The following is a 22,150-nucleotide window of genomic DNA, read 5'->3' on the forward strand; positions in this document are numbered from 1 at the left end:
AGAACAGCGAGTGATATTGAACCAACTTTATCCCATGGCCGCAACGATCCAGACTTTGCTCCAACGCGGCAAGGCCCGCATAGAACGACCCGATGAGGTCCCGACATGAAGCTTCTGCACATCGATTCAAGCGCCATGGGCGCAAATTCCGTGACTCGCGAGCTGTCTGCGGCGGTCGCGGCGCGCTGGCAGGACGATCTGGCGGGCCTGGCTGTGGAATACCTCGACCTCGACGCCGATCCGATCCCCCATCTTACCGGCCGTTCCCTGGCGAAGGACGATCCGGCCGAAAACGACCGATCCGAGCGCATCCTGCAACAATTCCTGCAAGCCGACGTGATCGTGATCGGCGCGCCGATGTACAACTTCGGCATCCCTTCGACGCTGAAAGCGTGGATCGACCGCATCGCGGTGGCCGGCAAAACCTTCCGCTACACCGCCGAAGGGCCGGAAGGCCTGGCCAAGGGCAAGAAGGCGATCGTGGTCAGCGGCCGCGGCGGCCTGCACAGCGGCCAGCCCAGCGATTTCCAGGAGACCTATCTGCGTCACGTCCTGGGCTTCATCGGCGTGACCGATGTCGAGTTCGTGCGTGCCGAGGGTGTGTCCTACTCGCCCCAGCACCGTGCCGACGCGCTTGCCGCCGCGCACGCTTCGATTCCGCGGCCGCAGCGTCTGGCGGCCTGAACCCGGAGGTCGCCGGCGGCATGGCCGGCCGACTCCGCGCAGTCCTCCGGCGCTCCCTCCCCCGCGCCGGGATTGGCCGGGCCCCGACGGGCCCGGTTTTTTTATTGTGTCGCCTGCGGCGGGGGGCCGATGCCGAAGACTCGGCCTGCGGCGGCTTTGCCGGCCGCGATCGCGATGCTTACGCCTCGCCGGCCGTGTCCGCGGCGGGTTCGGCCACAGGCCCCGGCGCCGGCTCGGCCCCGGGCTGCGCGCGCAGCACCCAGCGGCGGGCCAGCCGGAACCCGCAGAAGATCGCCGCCGCCAAACCGGCCGGCAGCGACAGCAGGATCACCAAGAAGCCCGCATCGCTGACCCGGTCGCCGGTCGAGAGCATCGCGCCCGCGATCACCACGATCAAGGCCGAGCCCAGCGCGGCGCCTGCGAGGACGCCCAGCAGCGCGCGCCAGAGCAGGCCCGCGTTCGCCAGCGGCTGCGCGCGGCGGCGATTGGCCGGGCCGAGCGCGGCGTACTGCACCGCCGTCCACAGCGCCAGCGCCAGCAGTACCTTGCCTCCGACCGTGATCAGCAAGAACGAATCCATACCACCGCCCTCCGTGGTTGTCGCTGCGCTGGCGACCATCGCGCCGGCCGCGCAGCGCCGGGCCCGATCTATCGGCGTCGGCCGGTCAAGCGCCGGCTAATCCGGTTCCAGCCGCTCCGGCCTCGGCCGGCCCGTCCCAATCGTTCCAGCCCCGCTCGGTCCAACGCCGGGCGCTTCAGCCGCGCCCGCTCCAGTGGGCGCGAAGACGTCGCGCTCAGGCCAGGACGTCGATCCCGCCCATGTAGCGCCGCAGCGCCTCGGGTACCGCGATCGAGCCGTCGGCGTTCTGGTAGTTCTCCATCACCGCGATCATGGCCCGGCCGATGGCCACGCCGGAACCGTTGAGGGTGTGCACCGGCTCGGGCTTGCCGGTCGCCGGGTTGCGCCAGCGCGCCTGCATGCGCCGGGCCTGGAAGGCTTCGCAGTTGGAGCACGAGGAGATCTCGCGGTAGCGGTTCTCGCTCGGCAGCCACACTTCCAGGTCGTAGGTCTTGGCCGCGGCGAAACCCATGTCGCCGGTGCACAGCAGCATGCGCCGGTACGGCAGGCCGAGGGTTTCCAGCACCACTTCGGCGCAGCGGGTCATGCGCTCGTGCTCGGCGTAGCTCTCCTGCGGGCGGGCGATCGCGACCAGCTCGACCTTCTCGAACTGGTGCTGGCGGATCATGCCGCGGGTGTCGCGGCCGGCGCTGCCGGCCTCGGCGCGGAAGCACATCGAGTGCGCGGTCATGCGCAGCGGCAGCGCGGCGTCCTCGACGATTTCCTCGCGCACCACGTTGGTCAGCGGCACTTCCGAGGTCGGGATCAGGTAGCGCTTGCTCGCCGCCTCGCCCTCGCCGACCACGGTCGCGAACAGGTCGTCCTCGAACTTGGGCAACTGGCCGGTGCCGCGCATCGAGTCGGCGTTGACCAGCAGCGGCACGCTGGTTTCCTGGTATTCGTGCTGTTCGACGTGCAGGTCCAGCATGAACTGGGCCAGCGCGCGGTGCAGCCGGGCCAGGCCGCCGCGCAGCACGGTGAAGCGCGCGCCCGACAGCTTGGCCGCGGTCTCGGCATCGAGCCAGCCGTGGCGGGCGCCGAGTTCGACGTGGTCCTTGACCGCGAAATCGAATTCGCGCGGCGTGCCCCAGCGGTGCTGTTCGACGTTGCCGGCCTCGTCGGCGCCCACCGGCACCGAGTCGTGCGGCAGGTTCGGGATCGCCAGGGCGACGGCCTCGATCTCGGCCTTGATCTCGTCCAGGCGCGCCTCGCCGCGCTTTTGCTCGTCGCCGGACGCGGACACCTGGGCCATCAGCTCGGCCACGTCCTCGCCCTTGCTCTTGCGCTTGCCGATCTCGCCGGACAGCTTGTTGCGCTGCGCCTGCAGTTCCTGGGTGCGCACCTGCACCATCTTGCGTTCGGCCTCCAGCGACGCCAGCGCGTCGGCGTCCAGGGCGAAACCGCGGGCGGTGTGCAGGCGGGCGGCGACTTCGGCGGGCTGCTGGCGCAGCAAATTCGGATCGAGCATGGTGTGCCGGTATCGGGATGCGTGGCGGAAGAACCGCAGATTATCGCGTCGCGCGGGCTTTTTCGCGAATCGCGCGCGCGCCGGCGCCGCCGCCGTGCGCGATCGGGCCGGCGCGGCGCGGCGTTTCGTTGCAGAATGCACGCCATCACGCATTGGACTTGCGAGCCTGCCGCCCTATGTCGACGCCCTCTCCCGCACCGCGCCGTTCCCTCAACCTCGCCGCTTGGCTCCCTTCGGGCAAGGCCTGGCTGTGGGTGGCGGGCGCGTTCGCGATCGGGCTGGCGCTGTTCGCCTGGGTCTGGCAGAGCAACCGCGGCAGCGGCGACGGCTTCTATCGCGCCCAAGGCACGCCGCCGACCAGCGAGCAGCCGTTCTACGCGCCGCTGCCGGCGCCCGCCCCGGCCGACGGCAGCGCGGCCCCGGCCCCGGCGCCGCAGCAGCAATTGCCCGAAGCGGCCCAGCCGGGCGGCGACGAGCGCCCGCAACTGCTCGAGAACCCCAGCCCGCCGCCCCCGCCGCAGGCCTCGCCGAACGCGCCTGCGCCGGCGCAGGCCCCGGCCGCGCCGACCGGCGCCTACGTCGCCGCCGCGCCGCTGTCGGCCAATCGCGCCCCGCAGTATCCGCCCGCCTCGCTGCGCCGCGGCGAAGGCGGCACGGTGCGGGTGCAGGTGCGGGTCGGCGAGCAGGGCGAGGTCGAAGACGCCGAAGTGGTCCAGGGCAGCGGCGTGCGCGCGCTGGACCGCGCCGCCCTCGGCGCCGTGCGCGCCTGGCGCTTCCGCCCCGCCACCCGCGGCGGCCGCCCGGCGGTGGATACGGTGATCGTGCCGATCACCTTCAATCCGAATCAGTGAAGCGATAAGCCCGCGCACAACGCCGATGCGGCGGCCAAGCGGCGCCCGCCAGCGTTGCTGCGCAGGCTTCTAAATCCGTGCTGAACCGAATCCACGCGCCGTTCACCCACGGGTAACGCCGCCGCTCGGAAGCTCGCCCTCCGCGAACCATCCCCCGGGTTCGCCGAAAGGAGGCCAGCATGAGCACTGCATCACATTCCATCGATCCCGCGGCGCGCCAACACGAGGCGCCCGCCATCGCCACCGGCGAATCTCCGGGCCGTACCGGCCTGTGGTTGTTGCTGATCCTGCTCGGCGCGGCGTTCCTGGGTTGGTACTTCTACGGCAAGCGCCCGGTGCAGCAGGCGCCCGCGCCGCTGGCGCCGGTGTTGGCGCTGCCGCCGGTCGAGCGCACGCCCGGCACCGCCGCGGACCTCGACAAGGCCCAGGCCGCCGCGGCCAAGGCCGTGGCCAAGGGCGCGCGAGAGAAGCCCGCCGCGGCCAAGCCGCGCGCGACCGATGCGCGCGCGCTGGCGCGCAATCCGCAACCGCAGTACCCGACCGCGGCGCTGCGTCGCGGCGAAGGCGGCACGGTGGTGTTGCGGGTCAACGTCGGCGCCGACGGCAAGGCCGACCAGGTCGCCCTCGCCCGCCGCAGCGGCTCGCGCGATCTCGACCGCGCGGCGATGGTCGCGGTGCGCGATTGGCGCTTCAAGCCGGCCACGCGCAACGGGCGCGAGGTGGCGTCGGTGGTGGAGCAGCCGGTCGAGTTCCGGCCGATGCAGTGAGGTTCGAGGCGAACTGAGCGCAAGGCGTCGGGACTGAAGTCCCTCCCACAAGAGCGGTCGCTTCTCCCATAACAGCGATTCTGCTTTCGCAGCCATCGGCTGTTGTGGGAGGGCCTTCAGGCCCGACGCTTTCCGGTCGGATCGCCGCAAACTGCAACCAAAGCATCGGGCCTGAAGGCCCTCCCACGAAAAAGGCGGCCCGCGGGCCGCCTTTTTCGTTCGCATCGCCGATGCCGGCTCAGGCCGTGCCGACCCGCATCCCCGCTGTCGCCGCCAGCGCTTCGAAGCCCGGGAACGAGGTCGCCACATTGGCCACGTCGCCGATCCGCACCTCGCCCGCCGCCAGCTGCGCGGCCACCGCGAAACTCATCGCGATGCGATGGTCGCCGTGGCTTTCCACCGCGCCGCCGCGCAGGCCGCCGCCGTCGATGATCGCGCCGTCGGGCGTTTCCTCGATGGCGACGCCGAGCGCGCGCAGGCCGACGGCCATGGTCGCGATGCGGTCGGATTCCTTGACCCGCAGCTCGGCCGCGCCGCTGACCACGGTGCGGCCCTGCGCCACCGCCGCGGCGACGAACAGCGCCGGGAACTCGTCGATCATGTCCGGCACCAACGCCTGCGGCACGTCGACGCCGCGCAGGCGGGCGTGGCGCACGCGCAGGTCGGCGACCGGTTCGCCGCCTTCGCTGCGCGGGTTTTCCTCGACGATGTCCGCGCCCATCAACCGCAGCGCCGACAACAGGCCGGTGCGGCGCGGGTTCATGCCGACCGCTTCGAGCAGCAGCTCCGACCCCGGAATCACGCTGGCGGCGACCAGGAAGAACGCGGCCGAGGAGAAGTCGGCCGGCACCGCGACGTCGGTCGCGCGCAGCGCATGGCCGCCGCTCAGGCGCGCATGGCCGGGCGAGAACTCGATCGGCCAGCCGAACGCGGCGAGCATGCGCTCGGTGTAGTCGCGGGTCGGGTGCGGTTCGCGCACCACGGTCTCGCCGTGCGCGTACAGGCCGGCCAGCAGCAGCGCCGATTTCACCTGCGCGCTGGCGACCGGCAGGGTGTATTCGATCCCGCGCAGTTCGCGGCCGCCGTGGATGCGCAGCGGCGGCAGGCCGCCGTCGATGCTGTCGATGCGCGCGCCCATCGCCGCCAGCGGCTCGGTCACGCGACGCATCGGCCGTTTCGACAGCGAGGCGTCGCCGACCAGCACGCTGTCGAACGCCTGCCCCGCCAGCGCGCCGGCGAGCAGGCGCATGCCGGTGCCGGCGTTGCCGCAGTCCAGCGCCGCATCGCTGGCGCGCAGGCCGCGCAGGCCGACGCCGTGGACGATGCGCTCGCTCGCGCTCGGCGTCTCGATGCGCACGCCGAGCTGTTCGAACACCCGCGCGGTGGCGCGGGTGTCCTCGCCTTCGAGGAAGCCGGTGACCCGGGTGACGCCTTCGGCCAGCGCGCCGAGCATCACCGCGCGGTGCGAAACCGACTTATCGCCGGGCACGCGGATCGAACCGCGCAACGGCGCGCCCGGACCGGCGGTCCAGGCCTGGGAAGATTCGCTCTCGCTCATGCCAGCACTTCGTCCAATGCCGCCAGCAGGCGGCGGTTCTCGTCGGCCGAGCCGACGCTGATGCGGATGCAGTCGGCCAGGCCGTAGCCGCCCATCGGCCGCAGGATCACCCCGCGTTCGACCAGCGCGGCCTCGACCTGCGGCGTGCGCGCGCCGAATTCGGCCAACACGAAGTTGGTCTGCGACGGGAACGCGCGCAGGCCGCGCCGGGCCAGGGCCTCGGCCAGGGCGCTGCGTTGTTCGGCGTTGCGCGCGCAGGCCCAGCGCAGGTGGTCTTCGTCGCCGAGCGCGGCCTCGCACGCGGCCAGCGCCGGGCCGTTGACGTTGAAGCTTTCGCGCAAGCGGTCCATCACCGCGATCAGCCCCGGCTGCGCGATCAGGTAACCCACGCGCAGCCCGGCCAGGCCATAGGCCTTGCTGAAGGTGCGCGTCACCGCGAGGTTGGGATAGCGATCCAGCACGCTCAGCGCGCTGGCGTAGTCCGGCGCGTCGGCCATCTCGGCGTAGGCCTCGTCCATGACCACGATGACGTGGGCCGGGATCTTGTCGAGGAACGCGACCAGCGCGTCGCGGCCGAACCAGGTGCCGGTCGGGTTGTTCGGGTTGGCGACGTACACCAGCTTGGTGTCCGCGCCGACCGCCGCCGCGATCGCGTCGAGGTCGTGCCCGCACGGCATCGCCGCCTCGCGCGGCAGCGCCTCGACGATGCGCATGCGCGCGCCGGCCGCCTGGGTCGACAGCGCGAACACGGCGAAGCCGTAGCGCGAGAACACCACTTCCTCGCCGGGCCCGGCGAACACCTGGCCGAGCTGCATCAACAGTTCGTGCGAGCCGTTGCCGAGCAGGATCTGCTTGACGTCGACGCCGTGCTTGCGCGCCAGCGCGCGCTTGAGGTCGCCGCCGAGCGGATCGGGATAGCGGTGCAGCGCGTGCAGCGAATCCAGGATCGCCGCGCGCGCGGCCGGCGACGGGCCGTACGGATTTTCGTTGGAGCCCAGCTCGACCAGATGCGCCTCGCCGTATTGGCGGCGCAGCGCGACCAGGTCGTGGCCCGGGTCGTAGGCCTTGAGCCGCTGCACGCCCGGCTGGGCGCGCGCGGCGAACCAGGCTTCGTCGAACGCGGGCACGGGCGAGAGCGGCTGCATCGCCGGCTGGCTCATGCGATCGCCACCGGGTAGGAACCGAGCACCTTGACCTCGTGGGCCAGTTCCTCGAGTTCCTCCAGCGCCTCGCGCATCGCGTCTTCCTGCACGTGGCCGCCGATGTCGACGAAGAACGCGTACTGCCAGCGGCCGGTGTGGCCGGGGCGCGACTCGATCCGGTTCATGCTCAGCCCGCGCTTGGCGAACGGCGAGAGCACGTTGTACAGCGCGCCGGGCTGGTCCTTGATGAAGATCAGCAGCGAGGTGCGGTCGTTGCCCGACGGCGAGAACAGTTCGCGGCCGACGACCAGGAAGCGGGTCGTATTGTCCGGCCGGTCCTCGATCGGCCCGGCCACGCTGCGCAGCCCGTACACGTTGGCCGCGGCGACGCCGGCGATGGCCGCGGCGTCGTCGGCGTTGCGCGCGCGGCGCGCGGCCTCGGCGTTGCTCGACACCGGGATCTTCTCGGCCTTGGGCAGGTACTGGCGCAGCCAGGCCTTGCACTGGGCGAAGGACTGCGGGTGCGAGTAGACCCGCTCGATGTCCTCGATCCGGCCGCTGCGCGAGAGCAGGTGCTGGTGCACGCGCAGCTCGACTTCGCCGCTGATCTTGAGCTTGGAGGTCAGGAACATGTCCAGCGTGGACTGGATCGTGCCCTGGGTGGAGTTCTCCACCGGCACCACGCCGAAGTCGGCGTTGCCGGCTTCCACTTCCTGGAACACTTCCTCGATGCTCGACAGCGGCAGGCCGTGGATCGAGTGGCCGAAGTGCTTGTACACGGCCTGCTGCGAATGGGTGCCTTCCGGGCCGAGGAAGCCGATCTTCAACGGCTCCTGCTGGGCCAGGCAGGCCGACATGATTTCGCGGAACAGCCGCACCAGCACTTCGTCGTTGAGCGGGCCGTCGTTGCGGTCCACCACCCGGCGCAGCACCTGCGCCTCGCGCTCGGGGCGGTAGTAGTCCACCGCCGCGGCCAGCTTGCCCTTGGCCTTGCCGACCTGGTTGGCGAACTGGGCGCGCTCGGCGATGAGCTGCTGGATGTGGCGGTCGATGCCGTCGATGCGGGTGCGCAGCGTGGCGAGGTCGGGGACGCCGGCGGCGGGCGCGGCAGCGGCGGGAGCGACCGCTTCGGCGGCGGTTTCGGCCTTAGCAGCGGCCTTCTTCTTGCCGGCGGGCTTGTCGGCGGCGGTCTTCGCGGCGGTCTTGGTCTTCGCCGCGACCGGCGAGGTCTTGCCGGGCTTGGTCTTGCTGGATTTGGTGGTCATTGCCTTGGGTCTTGTCTACGGCGACCGCGGCCGGCGCCCGCGCGGGCACCGGCCGGCGCGGTCGCTCAGCCGTGTCTTTGTTGGAAATCGCGCATGAACGAGGCCAGGGCCTGCACCCCCGCCTCCGGCATCGCGTTGTAGATCGACGCGCGCATGCCGCCGAGGGCGCGGTGGCCCTTCAGCGAGATCAGCCCGGCCGCTTCGGCTTCCTTCAGGAAGGGCTTGTCCAGCGCTTCGTCCTTGAGGAAGAACGGCACGTTCATGCGCGAGCGCGCGGCGACGGCGACTTCGTTGCGGTAATAGCCGCCGGAATTGTCGATCACCTCGTACAGCAGGCCGGCCTTGCGCGCGTTGCGCCGGGCGAACTCTTCCACGCCGCCTTCGGCCAGCATCCACTTGAACACCAGCCCGGCCAGATACCAGTTCCAGGTCGGCGGGGTGTTGAGCATGGACTCGCCCTTGACGTGCGAGCGGTAGTCGAAGATGTCCGCGCGCGGCTGACCGGCGCGTTCGAGCAGGTCGCGGCGCACGATGACCACGCTGACGCCGACCGGGCCGAGGTTCTTCTGCGCGCCGGCGTAGATCACCCCGAACTTCGACACGTCCACCGGCTCGGCGGCGATCGATGAGGAAAAATCGGCCACCAGCGGCACGTCGCCGACGTCCGGGATGTCGCGGAACTCGACGCCGTGGATGGTCTCGTTGGCGGTGTAGTGGACGTAGGCGGCGTCCTTGGACAGGTTCCAGTCCGCACGCGCCGGGATGTCGCGGAAGCCGCCGGCCTCGCCGTTGGCGGCCACGTTCGCGCTGACGTAAGGCTTGACCTGCTTCAATGCGGTCTTGCCCCAGTGGCCGGTGACCACGTAGTCCACGGCCTGGCCCGGGTTGGCGAAGTTGAGCGCGATCAGCGCCTGCTGCGCGGTCGCGCCGCCCTGCAGGAACAGCACGGCGTAGTCGTCCGGGATCGCCATCAGCGCGCGCAGGTCGCGCTCGGCTTCGGCGGCGACCTGGATGAACTCGGGGCCGCGGTGGCTGAGTTCGACGATCGAGGCCCCGGCGTTGTTCCACTCCAGAAGTTCCGACTGCGCCTGCAGCAGGACCGGTTCGGGCAGGGTCGCGGGACCGGCACTAAAGTTGAAAGCGCGGGACATCGGTAGCTCCGTGGCAGTTGGGGGGTGGCCCCTGAGTATGCCGCAGTGCAGCACCGTGTGTACGTGTCGTTACCCGCGCAACTTTTGCCGCGCTGGCTGCCTCTAGGGAATGAAACGGTCCGTAATGCGTCATACGACCGTAGCCCCCTGCGCGCCCCCGTCGCGCCGCCCCGCTGGACCCGTCCGGAGCCGTCCCATGTCGTTGCGCCAAGCCTTCACCCTTCCCGCCTCGCAAATCACCGACGAGGCCGTCTACCGCGAACGCCGGCGCCTGCTGGCGGCGCTGGCGATGAGCCCGGCCCTGGGCCTGGCCGGCTGCGCCGGCGCCGAGGCGCCGCCGCCCTCGGCGGCCCGGCCGGCCAGCCCGGAACAGATCAAGGCCGGCCTGCGCACCAACGAGCCGCTGACCACCTACGCCGACGTCACCGGCTACAACAACTTCTACGAGTTCGGCACCGGCAAGGGCGACCCGTCGGCGGCCGCCAAGACTCTGCGTCTGAGCCCGTGGACGGTGGCGGTCGGCGGCGAATGCGCCAAGCCCGGCAAGCTCTCGCTGGAAGACCTGATCAAGGGCCTGGCGCCGCAGGAGCGGGTCTACCGGCTGCGCTGCGTGGAAGGCTGGTCGATGGTGATCCCGTGGCTGGGGGTGCCGCTGGCGGACGTGCTCAAGCGCTTCGAGCCGAGCGCCAAGGCCAAGTACGTCGCCTTCACCACCCTGGCCGACCGCAAGCAGATGCCCGGCATCGCCTACCCCTCGATCAGCTGGCCGTATCGCGAGGGCCTGCGCATCGACGAGGCCATGCACCCGCTGACCCTGCTCGCCACCGGCCTGTACGGCAAGCCGCTGCCGCAGCAGAACGGCGCGCCGCTGCGGCTGGTGGTGCCGTGGAAGTACGGCTTCAAGAGCATCAAGTCGATCGTCGCGATCACCTTCGTCGAGCGCCGCCCGGCGACCGCCTGGAACTCGTTGCAGCCCGACGAGTACGGCTTCTTCTCCAACGTCAATCCGGACGTGGACCACCCGCGCTGGAGCCAGAAGACCGAGCGCCGCATCGCCGGCAGCGGCAGCAAGCTGTTCGCCGAGCGCATCCCGACCCGGCTGTTCAACGGCTACGGCGAGCAGGTCGCGAGCCTGTACGCGGGCATGAACCTGAAGACCTGGTTCTGACGATGAGCGAAGCCGTCCCCGCCGCGGCCGCGGCGCCCGCCGCGCGCCGCACCGCGAGCCCGCGCAAGACCCCGCCGGGCGTGATCGCGGCCAAGGCCGTGGCCCACCTGCTGGCGCTGACCCCGGCCGCGATCCTGGGCTGGCAGGTCTGGCAGGAATTCAGCACCGGCCAGGGCGGCCTCGGCGCCGACCCGGTGGCCGAGATCGAACACCGCCTGGGCCTGTGGGCGCTGCGTTTTTTGATGATCGCGCTGGCGGTCACGCCGCTGCGCCAGCTCAGCGGCCAGCCGGTGCTGCTGCGCTTCCGCCGCCTGCTCGGGCTGTACGCCTTCTTCTACGCCAGCGCGCACCTGGCCGCCTACCTGGTGCTGGACCTGCGCGGCTACTGGACCCAGATCTTCGAGGAGATCGCCAAGCGCCCGTACATCACCGTCGGCTTCCTCGCCTGGCTGGGGCTGGTGCCGCTGGCGATCACCTCCACCCAGGGCATGATGCGGCGGCTGGGACGGCTGTGGGGCCGCCTGCACCAGTTGGTCTACGCCATCGCCGTGCTGGCGGTGCTGCATTTCTGGTGGCTGGTGAAGTCGGACATCCGCGAGCCGGCGCTGTACGCCGGCATCCTCGCGGTGTTGCTGGGCTGGCGGGTGTGGAAACGCCTGGGCAAGCGGCGGCCGAAGCCCGCTTAGGGGCGGGGCTGGCTGCGGCTGCGGGGTAGCTGGGCGCGCCGCAAGCGCACTGTCGCGGTCGCGGCTTGCGCCGCTCCTACAGGGAGCGATCCAGATCGCGACGCGTCGGGGCGGAGCCGCTGTAGGAGCGGCGCGAGCCGCGACTGCGGGGTAGCAGGTGGCGTCGCAAGCGCACTGTCGCGGTCGCGGCTTGCGCCGCTCCTACAGGGAGCGATCCAGATCGCGACGCGTCGGGGCGGAGCCGCTGTAGGAGCGGCGCGAGCCGCGACTGCGGGGTAGCAGGTGGCGTCGCAAGCGCACTGTCGCGGTCGCGGCTTGCGCCGCTCCTACAGGGAGCGACCCAGATCGCGACGCGTCGGGGCGAAGCCGCTGTAGGAGCGGCGCGAGCCGCGACTGCGGGGTAGCAGGTGGCGTCGCAAGCGCAATGTCGCGGTCGCGGCTTGCGCCGCTCCTACAAGGAGCGATCCAGGTCGCGACGCGTCGGGGCGAAGCCGCTGTAGGAGCGGCGCGAGCCGCGACTGCGGGGCAGCGGGTCGCGTCGCAGGCGTGGTGACGCGGTCGCGGCTCGCGCCGCTCCCGCAAGGGCAATCCGGCCGACGCCGCGGCAGGGGCGGAGCGATCGAGCCTCAGCGCGCGCCGTAGAGCAGCAGCAGGCCGAGCAAGCCGGCCATCACGACCGCCGCCAGCAACAGCCACGGCATGCGCCGCACCGAGGACGGCAGCGCCGACGGCGGCGTCGGCCGGTCCTCGTTGGCGGCCTGTTCCTGCGCCAGTTGCGCCTGCAGCGCGTCGGCGGCGCTGAGCCGGCGGGTCGGCGCCTCGATCACGAAGCGGTGCTGGCCGTCGAGCAGCAACTGGTCGCCCGGCTTGAGCAGCGCATGCCGCACCGGCTGGCCGTTCACCACGCTGCCGTCGACCGAGCCGACATCGCGCAGCACCACGCCGTCGGCGTGCGCTTCCAGCCGCGCGTGGCGGTCGGCGAAGGCCGGCTCGTTGATGCGGATGTCGCAGTCGCCGGCGCGGCCGATCACTTTGGGCTGCTCCAGCGTGTAGCAGCGGCCGTGGTGGACGCCGCCGACCCCGCGCACGACCATGCGCGAATCGGCCGGGATCTCGACCCCGAACGGCGGCGCCGGCTCGGGCTTGTCGGCCACCAGCAGCAGCTCGACCCCGTCGATGAAGATCGCGTCCCCGGGCCGCAGCATCGCCATGCGTTTGACCGGGCGGCCGTTGACGTGCAGCCCGTGCAGGCTGTCGCGCACCTGCAGCCAGACCCCGCGGCGGTCGACGCTGAATTGCGCGATCGCGGCGTCGGCGTCGTCGACCAGCACGGTGCGGCCGGCCGCGTCGCGGCCGATGGCATGCACGCCCGGCTTCAGCGCCAGGTCGCCATGCTCGCGGTTGGGGTATCGCAGTTTAAGGGCGCTCACCCGGCGGGAATCTAGCAGGTTGCAGCGCCAGGCACACCCGGCTGCGTCCGGCGGCGCATGAACGACAGCAACGACGCCGAGACGGATGCGCGCGGCGCGCGTCCGCGCCGGCGCCGGCGCCCGCGCCCGCAGGCTTGGATGCGCCCGCCCCTGCCCGCACAATAGCCGGCTTCCAGGGAGACCCAGACATGCCCAGCATCGACATCCGCCACCCGCACTCGCTGGCTCCGGCCAAGGCCCGCAAGGCGGTCGAGGACGTGGCCAAGAAGCTCGCCGAACGCTTCGACGTCCAATACGAATGGGACGGCGACGTGCTCAACTTCGCCCGCAGCGGCGTCGACGGCAAGATCGCGGTCGCGCCCGAACACCTGCGCGTGACCGCCCAGCTCGGCTTCCTGCTCGGCGCGATGAAGGGCCCGATCGAAGCCGAGATCCGCCGCGTGCTGGAAGAGAAGTTCAAGTAAGCCGCCGCGCGTGACCCGGGCCCGGCTGACCGAGCTCAAGCACGCCCTCGAACGCGACGGCTGGCGGATCGAGGGCGAGTCCGGCGCGGACGCGCTGTTCCATGTCGAACGCGAGCGCATCGTCTGGCGGCTGCGCCGCGGCGATGCGCGCGAGCGGCTCGATTTCCAGTTGTTCGCGCCGCTCGGCGGCCCGACCGAACGGCTGGCCGACCTGTCCCACGTCGACGCGCAGCGCAGCGGGCGCCGGCTGTATTTCGACAAGATCGCGAGCGCGCAGTGGCGCGCGAACCTGCCGGCGTTCGTAAGCGCGCTGGCCTCGCTGTAGCAGCGGCGCGAGCCGCGGCTGCAGGGTTTCCAAGTCGCCCCGCCATCGTGCGGTTCCGCGGTCGCGACTCGCGCCGCTGCTGCAAGGGGCGGACGAAACGACGCCTCAGTCGAGGCCGGGAAACGGATCGCCGTCTTCGTCGAACAGCCGCTGCGCCACATCGCGCTCGTCCGCGCCGATCTCGGCGATGAACTCGCGCACATCGCCCAGCTGCGCGAACGCGGCGAAACCGCGCTCCAGGAAGCCCTGCAACTCCGACAGCCCCGCCGCCTTGGCCGGGCCGCGCGAGAGCTTGAGCAAGGTCAGGATCCCCGGCATCCGCACTGCCTTGCCCAGGCCCAGGCCGACCGCCTCGATCAGCTCGATCTGATGCTCGCGCAGCCGCGGCAGGCCGCAGGCGCGATACGCCTGCGCGTACAGCGGCCCGTCGAGCCGGCGCCGGCGCGGCGCCAACACGTGCAGCCGCTCGCTCATGCGCAGGTCGAAGGCCTGGGTCAGCAGCCCCAGCTCGATCGCGTCGGCCACCGTCGCCAGCAACGGGCCGGGCAGCAGCTTCTGCATCATCGGCAGGACCCGGGCGATGTCGCCGTCGCGGCGGCTGAAATCGCGGTCGTTGTAGACGTCGCTGAGGAAGAACTGCGCCGCCGGCCGCCGGCGCGGGTCGCGCAGGAAACGGTCGAAACTCGCCTCCAGCCGCCGCGCCTGCCACTGGCGCAACTCCGGCAGCCAGCGCAACTGGTTGCGCGGCTCGCGCGCGGGATCGTGCAGGGCCTGGTGGCGGGCCAGCAGGCAGGCCATGCGGCGGCTGAGGTCGGCGGTCCTGGACATCGGGGTCGATGATCGCGGCGCCTGCGCGCGGCCGCAAGAGCGGCGCGCCCACGAGCCGCACGCGCGCGACGAGGCGCGACGAGGCGCTGGGTACGCGGACGCTCCAGCAGGGCTCGCCCCACCACAGCCCCATCAACAACAGCGCCCCACGAACCGCACGCGCGAGGAAGCATCGGGGCCGGGGACGCTGCGGCGGGACTTGCCAAAGGCCCGGCCCGCCGCAGCGTCCCCGGCCCCGGTGCGCCCCACCTACCTGGACTCCGGTCGCCCCCCCGCCCCCTTCGACCTTCGTACACCCCCGCTGGACGCCCCGCCCCGCTCGGCTACACTCGGCCGACTACCGTCAGGGGCGTGCCGCCGATCACATGCTGTCACTCCATTCCGCCCGCCACCGGGCGAGCCGCAAGCCGGCGGCGAAAGGAAGCAAGAACACCGGCGCCCGGAAAAACGCCCCCAAGCGCAACGGCGCCGCCGCGGCCGCCGCCCAGCGCGACCCGGCCGCGGCCCCGCGCATCGGCCTGGCCATCGCCGGCGGCGGCCCGATCGGCGGCATGTACGAACTCGGCGCCCTGCGCGCCCTGGACGAAGCCATCGACGGCCTCGACCTGACCCGGCTGGACTGCTACGTCGGCGTCAGCAGCGGCGCCTTCCTCGCCGCCGGCCTGGCCAACCGCATGGACACCGCCGAGATGTGCCGGATCTTCATCACCGGCGACAGCGGCGACGTCGAATTCCGGCCCGAGACCTTCATGCGTCCGGCCTTCGTCGAATACCTCAAGCGCGCCGCCAGCTTCCCGCGCCTGGCCACCGAGTGGTGGCGCGAACTGCTGTTCTCGCCGCTGGAGGCGCGCTGGTCCGACCTGATCACCCGCTTCGGCGGCCTGATCCCCAACGGCCTGTTCGACAACAGCGAAGTCGAACGCTTCCTGCGCGAAGTGTTCACCCGCCGCGGCCGCAGCAACGACTTCCGCGAACTCGACGCCAAGCTGTACGTGGTCGCCGTCGACATCGACAGCGGCGACGCCGTGCGCTTCGGCGGCGAAGGCTGGGACGACGTGCCGATCTCCAAGGCCGTGCAGGCCAGCGCCGCCCTGCCCGGCCTGTACCCGCCGGTGAACATCGAAGGCCGCCACTTCGTCGACGGCGCCCTGCGCCGGACCATGCACGCCTCGGTGGTGCTCGAACGAGGCATCGACCTGCTGATCGGCCTCAACCCGCTGGTGCCGTTCAACCACAGCCACGGCGCCGCGGTGGCCGAGGACAACAGCCTCGCCGCCGGCGGCCTGCCGGCGGTGCTGTCGCAGACCTTCCGCACCCTGCTGCAATCGCGCATGCAGGTCGGCCTGGCCCGCTACGCCCAGCAGTATCCCGACATCGACCAACTGGTGTTCGAGCCCAACGCCGAAGACCGCGAACTGTTCTTCACCAACGCCTTCAGCTTCTCCGCGCGCCGGCGCATCTGCGAGATCGCCTACCGCAACACCCTGGCCGACCTGCGCGCGCGCGCCGATCAGCTGGGGCCGATCCTGGCCGCGCACGGCCTGCGCTTGCGCGAGGACGTGCTCGCCGACCCCGAGCGCTCGATCCTCGACGGCCTCGCCCCGCCCGCGCGCGACAGCGAGACCACCGCGCGGCTGCGGCGCGCGCTGGACGATGTCGACCGCCTCGTCGCCCAGCGCAGGCCGCGGCGCCCGGCCGCCTGAGCGGCTGAAGAAACAACGCGGGAGGAACGCGCGACGAGCGGCCTGGCGAGGCCGGCGCGTTGCGGGTTCCTCCTTTCTCGTTTCTGCGCCCTGGCTGGTGTGAATACTCTAGACAGCGAGGCCATCGTGACGGCACAGCACTAACCCCAATCCACAGGACGTCCATGGCCGCCAAGTTCAAGAAGACCGCGAAGAAGACCTCGGGCAAGACCCGCTCCACCGGCGCCGCCGGCAAGGGCGCGGGTGCGCAGGAGCAGGCCGAGCGCCTGTCCAAGAGCCTGAGCGAATCGGCGCAGCAGATCTGGCTGGCCGGCGTCGGCGCGTTTGGCCGCGCCCAGGCCGAAGGCACCAAGCTGTTCGAAGGGCTGGTCAAGGAAGGCCTGACCCTGGAACAGGCCACGCGCAAGTTCACCGGCGGCCAGGCCGGCGCCCTGCGCGACGCGGTCGAGTCCAAGGTCGGCCAGGCGCGCGAACGCGCCGCCGACACCTGGGACCGCCTGGAGAAGGTGTTCGAAGAACGCGTGCAGCGCGCCCTGGTCAAGCTCGGCGTGCCGGGCCGCGAGGACCTCGCCGAACTCAGCGAGCGCGTCGACGCGCTGACCGCCGAGCTGCGCCGCCAGGGCGGCGCCGCGCCGGCGCGCAAGAGCGCCGCGCGCGCCGCCAAGCCCAAGGCCGCCAAGGCCGCCGCGGACAAGCCGGCCAAGGCCAAGGCGCCGCGCAAGGCCGTGGCCAAGCCGAAACCGCCGGTCGCGCCGTAATCCGGTTTCACGCGCCGGTCGCGCCAGCGTCCTAACCGCTGACACGAACCGGCGCTATCGATACACGTTCCAGGCTTCACCGTTGCATCGCATCGCGCCGCCAGGCCGCGACGCCCGTTTAAGCCCGCCAGTCCGCGCTTCCGTATGCTCCCCTCCCCTTACGGTTTCGGACTGGCGGGCTTTCTTGTTCCGGCAGCGAACGCTGCCCGCGCAGCGCGCCAGCGCTAGCGCTCCCGACGCCTTTCACAACCGCGCCGCGGTCGCGTTTGCTCGTGAACGGCAGATTCCACACACATCGATTCCGTGAATTGCGTCGCAATTCTTGTGGAATTCATGTGTCTGAAGCCGTATATCCTCAGCGTCTTTTATGGGCTTAGCGTTACATGTCGAGTTTCTCCCTGTGGGCCGCCGCCGCCGTTGCGCTGACGGTCGGGCTGGGGTCCACCGCTTACCTGTGGTCGTACCGTCGCCATCGCACTGAAGTCGCCACCGGCATCGCCGGGCTGGCCAAGATGCGCTGGCGCGAGTTCGCGCGCCTGATCGTCGAGGCGCTGCGCGAGCGCGGGTTCGAGGCCGAATCGGTGGAGGAATCGCTCGCCCGCGGTACCCAGGCCGAACTGCGCCTGGTGCGCGCCGGCAAGCCCTGGCTGTTGTCGTGCAAGCTCGGCGACGGCGACTACAAGGTGCCGGCCGCGACCGTGGCCGAACTGGCCGACGCGGTGCGCTTCCACGGCGCCGCCGGCGGCCTGCTGGTCACCACCGGCCGCTTCGACGCCAATTCCGAACGCGTCGCCGACGGCCTGGACCTGTACAGCGGCGAATCGCTGTGGGAACTGGTCGAGCCGCAGCTGCCGGCCTCGACCCGGCACGAAATCATCGCCGCGGCGCAGAAGCGCAGCGTCCAGACCATCGTCGGCGCCTGGGGCGCGGCGATCGCGCTGGCGCTGATCGCCGGCTTCGCCGTGCCCGCGCTGCTGCCGCAGCCGGCGCCCGCGAACGACAGCGGCAAGGACCCGGCCGGCACCGATATCGCCGCCGCGCCCACGGCACCCGCCGCCGCGCCGCCGGCCGCGGTTCCGGCGCCGGCCCCGCCGGCCCCGCCCGCGCCGGCCCCGCACGTGGCCGCGCCGGTGCCGTCGGCCTCCAGCAGCGACGCCGACGCCGACCGCGCCGAGGTGATCCGCACCGTCGGCGCGCTGTCGGGCACCGAACGCGCCGCCTGGTCGACCGCCTCGAACCTGCTGATCTACCGCCACACCGACGCGCAGAAACCCGACGTCGACGCGATCTGCCAGGTGCTCGAGCGCTATCCCGAACTGCGTTCCTCGCGCGTGCAGTTGCAGCCGCCGGCGGGCAGCAGCAGCCGGGTGCGGTTCTTCCAGTGCAAGGCCTACTGAATTAGCGGCAAGCCGTTGCAGGAGCGGCGCTAGGCGCGAGCGCGGGGGTGCCGGGTTGCGCCACAGGCCCAGTGTCGTGGTCGCGGCTTGCGCCGCTCCTACAGGAAGCCCGGGCGGAATTGGCAGGGTCCGCAACGACGAAGCCCGGCCATGCCGGGCTTTGGGCGCAGGACGCAACGATACGGCCGCAAGCCGCTGTAGGAGCGGCGCGAGCCGCGACCGCGGGGTTGCCCGGTTGCGCTGCAGGCGTGGTGTCGCGGTCGCGGCTTGCGCCGCTCCTACAGGGAGCTCCGGCGGAATTTGCACAACCCCCAACGACGAAGCCCGGCGAGTGCCGGGCTTCGTGCGTGTGCGGGCGCGACCGGATTTACCAGTGCACGCCGCGCATCAGCGCCGCGAACGCGATCTGTTCGTTGCTGGCGTGCTCGTCCTTGAGCCCCTTGCGGTCGCCCTTGGCCGCGGCCGAGTCGGGGAACAGTTCGAACGCGGTGCTCATCACCACCTCGTAGGCCTTCGGCGCGAGCGCGTTGACCACCGAGGCGAAGATGCCCAGGCGCGTGGCGATGCGGCTGGGCCGCTCGATGATGCCCTTGACCACCAGGTCGGCGGCCTCGTCCGGGCTCAGCGTCGGGATGCTGTCGTACATCTTGGTCGGCGCGATCATCGGCGTCTTCACCAACGGCATGTTGATGGTGGTGAAGCTGATGCCCTTGCCCGACAGCTCGCCCTGGGCGCAGCGGCTGAACGCGTCCAGCGCGGCCTTCGACGCCACGTAGGCCGAGAACCGCGGCGAATTGGCCAGCACGCCGATCGAGGAGATGTTGATGATGTGGCCCTTGCGGCGCTCGGTCATCTTCGGCATGAAGCCCATGATCAGGCGCAGGCTGCCGAAGTAGTTCAGCTGCATGGTCCGCTCGAAATCGTGGAAGCGGTCGTAGCTGAGCTCGATCGAGCGGCGGATCGAGCGGCCGGCGTTGTTGACCAGGATGTCGACGTGGCCGTGCTCGGCCAGGATGGTCTTCACCAGCCGGTCGCAGTCGGCCATGTCGGCCAGGTCGGCGGTGTAGGCGAACACCTTGCCGCCGCCGGCCTTCATCGCGTCGCGCGCCTTGAACAGTTCTTCCTCGCCGCGCGCGACGATGATCGTGACCGCGCCCGCCGCCGCCACCTTCTCCGCGGTCGCAAGGCCGATGCCCGAGGAGCCGCCGGTGATCACCACGACCTTGTTGCGGACCTTGCCCTTGAGGGTGCGGTCGACGAACAGGTCCGGATCGAGGTGGCGCTCCCAGTAATCCCACAGGCGCCAGGCGTAGCTGTCCAGGTGCGGCACCTTGATCCCGCTGCCGCGCAGCGCGCGTTCGGTCTCGCGGTTGTCGAAGCGGGTCGGATAGGTGATGAACTTCATCACCTCCTTGGGGATCTTGAAGTCGCGCAGCAGCATGCCGATGAAGCGCTTGACCGGCGGCAGGTTGCTGACCGCGCCGCGGATGCCGGCCGGCACGAACGCAAACATGCGCGCGTCGATGCGCATGGTCATCTCCGGCGTGTGGCCGGCGCGGGCGAAGGTGTTGAGCACCTCGCCGACGCGCTGCGGCTCCGGGTCGGTCAGGTGGAAGCAATGCCCGTCGAGCTTGGGCTTGTGCGCGATGTGGTCCATCGCATCGACCACGTAGTCGACCGGGATGATGTTGATGCGGCCGCCTTCCAGGCCCAGCATCGGCATCCACGGCGGCAGCATCTCGCGCAGCTTCTTGAGGAAGGTGAAGAAGTAGTACGGGCCGTCGATCTTGTCCATCTCGCCGGTCTGCGAATGGCCGACGACCATGCCCGGGCGGTAGATCCGCCACTTGATCCGCTTCTCGGCGCGGACCAGGCCTTCGGAATCGTGCTTGGTGCGCAGGTAGGGATCGTCCAGGCCCTCGGCCTCGTCGAACATGTCCTCGCGGAACACGCCCGGGTACATGCCCGCCGCGGCGATGGAGCTGGTGTGGTGGAAGCAGCCGGCATTGATCGCCGCGGCCAGGTCCAGCGCGTGCTGGGTGCCGTCGATGTTGGCCGCGCGCTGCGCCTGGGCGCTGGCGGTCAGGTCGTAGATCGCGCCGAGATGGAAGAAATGCTTGATCTTCCCGCTCAATGCGCGGATCTGCGCGGCGCTCAGCCCGCACTTGGGCTGGGTCATGTCGCCCGCCACGGGGATCACCCGCTTGAGGTCCCAGCCCATCTTCTTGGCCGTGGCCTCGAACTTCTTCTGCGAATCCTTGCGCACCAGCACGTGGATCGTGCCCTTGCGTTTCAGCAGGTTGCTGACGAGGAAGCGACCGATGAAACCCGTCGCGCCGGTGACGAAATAGCTCATACCCCTCTCCTGGATGGCCCCGATCGGCCGCCGTTGCGGCGGCATGACGCTACGGTGCCAGAGCGCGGGCGCGGTAACAATTCCTTTCCGTATTGACCCACCCGGGTACGCATGGTGTGATGCCGCCTCAGCTAGGCGCCCAGGAGAGGCCCGCCGTGTCCGACATCCAAGCCGCATTCGAACAAGCCGCCAAGGACGTCCAGTCCCTGCCCGACCGCCCCGACAACGACACGCTGCTGCGCCTGTACGCGCTGTACAAGCAGGGCTCGGAAGGCGACGTCAACGGCCCCAAGCCCGGCTTCTTCGACTTCGTCGGCACGGCCAAGTACGAGGCCTGGGAGAAGATCAAGGGCACCGACCAGACCGAGGCCAAGAAGAAGTACGTGGACCTCGTCAAGAAACTGCGCGGCTGACGCCGCGTCCCGGCCCCGTCCCCCGCCCGGCCGCACGATGGCGAAGCAGACCCGACAGCGCATCCTCGATGCCGCGTTGATCATGTTCAACGCGCAAGGCGAGCCCAACGTCACCACCAACCACATCGCCGACGAGCTGGAGATCAGCCCCGGCAATCTGTACTACCACTTCCGCAACAAGGACGACATCATCGAGCAGCTGTTCGCTCGGTTCGAGGAGCGCATGGATGCCGCCCTGGCCGCGCCGCAGGGCCGCCTGCCGGGGCTGGAGGACATCTGGCTGCAGCTGCACCTGGTGTTCGAGTGCATCTGGGACTACCGCTTCCTGTACCGCGACCTGGTCGAGATCCTCAGCCGCAACCGCCGCCTGCGCCTGCGCTTCGCCCGCATCCTCAAGCGCGCCGACGAGCAGGCCCACCTGGTCATGCGCGGGCTGTCGCAGGCCGGGGTCATGCGCGCCTCCGGCGACGAACTCGCCGCCACCGCGACCAACGTGCTGGTGATCGCGACGTTCTGGCTCAACTACGCCGCCGCGCGCGGCGACAAGGACGAGCACGCGGCGATCCGCGACGGCATCGTCCAGGTCATGATGCTGCTGTCGCCGTTCCTGCGCGACGCCGAGCGCATGCACCTGAACACGCTGATCCGCGCCTACCTCGACTGAGGCGACCGCCGCCGCGTGGCGGCCGCCGCACCGCGCTGAATGCGGGCGCCTGCCCCGCCGCGCGGCCGGCCTGAAGTCACGGTCGCCCCGCCTGCGTCACAGATCGGCGGCGCGGCGCCGCGCCCGGCGCCGGTTCTGTCCTAGCCTGCGCGAACCGGCCGCACCGCGGCCGGGCCGCGGTCCGCGCGTCCGGCGCGGGCCGCGCCATCACCGCGCCACCAGGAGGGAAGCGCATGAACGCCATCGTCAACAAACTGCCGCTGCTGGCCGTACTGGCCATTAGCCTGGGCTACGCGTCGATCGTCGACGCCGCCTGCAAGCCCGATTACTGCATGCAGGTCTACCGCTACTGCAACGACCAGGGCCTGCCGGCAACGATTTGCGAGGCCCGGCTGCGCAAGTGCGAACAGATGTGCGGCTTCGGCGGCTGACGCCGCGGCCCGCGGCAACGCG

22 protein-coding genes are annotated in these 22,150 nt (G+C 70.9%); 13 read left to right on the forward strand and 9 right to left on the reverse strand.

Translation table 11 applies throughout. The features are described 5' to 3' along the window. Positions 1-105: 105 nt before the first annotated feature. On the forward strand, positions 106-684 hold the full coding sequence (locus BLV01_RS01825; RefSeq protein WP_091793516.1) for an FMN-dependent NADH-azoreductase: 579 nt from the start codon (positions 106-108) through the stop codon (positions 682-684). Positions 685-862: 178 nt separating this feature from the next. Here the strand turns inward: BLV01_RS01825 and BLV01_RS01830 are convergent, their stop codons facing one another. Further along, complete coding sequence (locus BLV01_RS01830; protein WP_091793517.1) at positions 863-1,264, reverse strand: hypothetical protein; 402 nt, start codon at positions 1,262-1,264, stop codon at positions 863-865. A gap of 214 nt (positions 1,265-1,478) precedes the next feature. After that, on the reverse strand, positions 1,479-2,771 hold the full coding sequence (gene serS / locus BLV01_RS01835) for a serine--tRNA ligase (RefSeq protein ID WP_091793518.1): 1,293 nt from the start codon (positions 2,769-2,771) through the stop codon (positions 1,479-1,481). 176 nt (positions 2,772-2,947) lie between these two features. On the opposite strand from serS, the gene BLV01_RS01840 reads away from it, so the two are divergent. Next, positions 2,948-3,622 carry an energy transducer TonB gene (locus BLV01_RS01840; RefSeq protein ID WP_139178393.1) on the forward strand — a complete coding sequence of 225 codons (675 nt, stop codon included), beginning with the start codon at positions 2,948-2,950 and terminating at the stop codon, positions 3,620-3,622. A 179-nt stretch (positions 3,623-3,801) separates the two neighbouring features. Continuing rightward, entirely contained in the window at positions 3,802-4,389 is a 588-nt protein-coding gene (locus BLV01_RS25105) for an energy transducer TonB (RefSeq protein WP_139178395.1), read from the forward strand. Positions 4,390-4,627: 238 nt separating this feature from the next. Here the strand turns inward: BLV01_RS25105 and aroA are convergent, their stop codons facing one another. The 4 genes from aroA to serC all read right to left on the reverse strand — a co-directional run bounded on the left by aroA (position 4,628) and on the right by serC (position 9,505). After that, a complete protein-coding gene (gene aroA / locus BLV01_RS01850; RefSeq protein ID WP_091793521.1) occupies positions 4,628-5,947 on the reverse strand; it encodes a 3-phosphoshikimate 1-carboxyvinyltransferase in 1,320 nt (439 codons plus the stop codon). Continuing rightward, positions 5,944-7,107, reverse strand: coding sequence for a histidinol-phosphate transaminase (gene hisC / locus BLV01_RS01855; protein WP_091793523.1), 1,164 nt, complete (start codon positions 7,105-7,107; stop codon positions 5,944-5,946). The genes aroA and hisC overlap by 4 nt, the downstream gene beginning before the upstream one ends. After that, positions 7,104-8,354 (reverse strand): prephenate dehydratase, encoded by a 1,251-nt coding sequence (gene pheA / locus BLV01_RS01860; protein WP_091793525.1) that lies wholly within the window; start codon positions 8,352-8,354, stop codon positions 7,104-7,106. Before pheA ends, hisC begins: the two co-directional genes overlap by 4 nt. A 65-nt stretch (positions 8,355-8,419) precedes the next feature. After that, positions 8,420-9,505 carry a 3-phosphoserine/phosphohydroxythreonine transaminase gene (serC, locus tag BLV01_RS01865; protein ID WP_091793527.1) on the reverse strand — a complete coding sequence of 362 codons (1,086 nt, stop codon included), beginning with the start codon at positions 9,503-9,505 and terminating at the stop codon, positions 8,420-8,422. A 196-nt stretch (positions 9,506-9,701) separates the two neighbouring features. On the opposite strand from serC, the gene msrP reads away from it, so the two are divergent. After that, positions 9,702-10,673: a protein-methionine-sulfoxide reductase catalytic subunit MsrP gene (gene msrP / locus BLV01_RS01870; RefSeq protein WP_091793529.1), complete on the forward strand. Its 972-nt coding sequence runs from the start codon at positions 9,702-9,704 to the stop codon at positions 10,671-10,673. Between the two features lie 80 nt (positions 10,674-10,753). Beyond that, a complete protein-coding gene (gene msrQ / locus BLV01_RS01875; RefSeq protein WP_254782506.1) occupies positions 10,754-11,359 on the forward strand; it encodes a protein-methionine-sulfoxide reductase heme-binding subunit MsrQ in 606 nt (201 codons plus the stop codon). A 626-nt stretch (positions 11,360-11,985) separates the two neighbouring features. Here msrQ and BLV01_RS01880 read toward each other — a convergent pair. Beyond that, complete coding sequence (locus tag BLV01_RS01880) at positions 11,986-12,789, reverse strand: FHA domain-containing protein (RefSeq protein ID WP_091793533.1); 804 nt, start codon at positions 12,787-12,789, stop codon at positions 11,986-11,988. 188 nt (positions 12,790-12,977) lie between these two features. On the opposite strand from BLV01_RS01880, the gene BLV01_RS01885 reads away from it, so the two are divergent. Further along, complete coding sequence (locus BLV01_RS01885; RefSeq protein ID WP_091793535.1) at positions 12,978-13,253, forward strand: polyhydroxyalkanoic acid system family protein; 276 nt, start codon at positions 12,978-12,980, stop codon at positions 13,251-13,253. A gap of 10 nt (positions 13,254-13,263) precedes the next feature. After that, positions 13,264-13,578, forward strand: a complete 315-nt coding sequence (locus tag BLV01_RS01890; protein ID WP_091793537.1) for a hypothetical protein — start codon at positions 13,264-13,266, stop codon at positions 13,576-13,578. A gap of 105 nt (positions 13,579-13,683) precedes the next feature. Here BLV01_RS01890 and BLV01_RS01895 read toward each other — a convergent pair whose 3' ends face one another. After that, positions 13,684-14,406 carry a DUF8198 family protein gene (locus BLV01_RS01895; protein WP_091793538.1) on the reverse strand — a complete coding sequence of 241 codons (723 nt, stop codon included), beginning with the start codon at positions 14,404-14,406 and terminating at the stop codon, positions 13,684-13,686. 365 nt (positions 14,407-14,771) lie between these two features. Here BLV01_RS01895 and BLV01_RS01900 point away from each other — a divergent pair, with 365 nt between their 5' ends. From BLV01_RS01900 to BLV01_RS01910, 3 genes are all read left to right on the forward strand, one after another. Then, complete coding sequence (locus BLV01_RS01900; protein ID WP_091793540.1) at positions 14,772-16,109, forward strand: patatin-like phospholipase family protein; 1,338 nt, start codon at positions 14,772-14,774, stop codon at positions 16,107-16,109. Positions 16,110-16,273: 164 nt separating this feature from the next. Beyond that, a complete protein-coding gene (locus BLV01_RS01905; RefSeq protein WP_091793542.1) occupies positions 16,274-16,867 on the forward strand; it encodes a phasin family protein in 594 nt (197 codons plus the stop codon). A gap of 383 nt (positions 16,868-17,250) precedes the next feature. Next, positions 17,251-18,264, forward strand: coding sequence for a restriction endonuclease (locus tag BLV01_RS01910; protein ID WP_091793544.1), 1,014 nt, complete (start codon positions 17,251-17,253; stop codon positions 18,262-18,264). Positions 18,265-18,631: 367 nt separating this feature from the next. Here the strand turns inward: BLV01_RS01910 and BLV01_RS01915 are convergent, their stop codons facing one another. Beyond that, complete coding sequence (locus tag BLV01_RS01915) at positions 18,632-20,620, reverse strand: SDR family oxidoreductase (RefSeq protein WP_091793546.1); 1,989 nt, start codon at positions 20,618-20,620, stop codon at positions 18,632-18,634. Between the two features lie 155 nt (positions 20,621-20,775). Here BLV01_RS01915 and BLV01_RS01920 point away from each other — a divergent pair, with 155 nt between their 5' ends. From BLV01_RS01920 to BLV01_RS01930, 3 genes are all read left to right on the forward strand, one after another. Further along, positions 20,776-21,033 (forward strand): acyl-CoA-binding protein, encoded by a 258-nt coding sequence (locus BLV01_RS01920; protein ID WP_091793548.1) that lies wholly within the window; start codon positions 20,776-20,778, stop codon positions 21,031-21,033. Between the two features lie 37 nt (positions 21,034-21,070). Further along, on the forward strand, positions 21,071-21,697 hold the full coding sequence (locus BLV01_RS01925) for a TetR/AcrR family transcriptional regulator (RefSeq protein ID WP_091793550.1): 627 nt from the start codon (positions 21,071-21,073) through the stop codon (positions 21,695-21,697). 233 nt (positions 21,698-21,930) lie between these two features. Next, complete coding sequence (locus BLV01_RS01930; RefSeq protein ID WP_091793552.1) at positions 21,931-22,128, forward strand: hypothetical protein; 198 nt, start codon at positions 21,931-21,933, stop codon at positions 22,126-22,128. Positions 22,129-22,150: the final 22 nt, after the last annotated feature.

This window comes from Lysobacter sp. yr284, assembly GCF_900107375.1.
Lineage (GTDB): Bacteria > Pseudomonadota > Gammaproteobacteria > Xanthomonadales > Xanthomonadaceae > Lysobacter.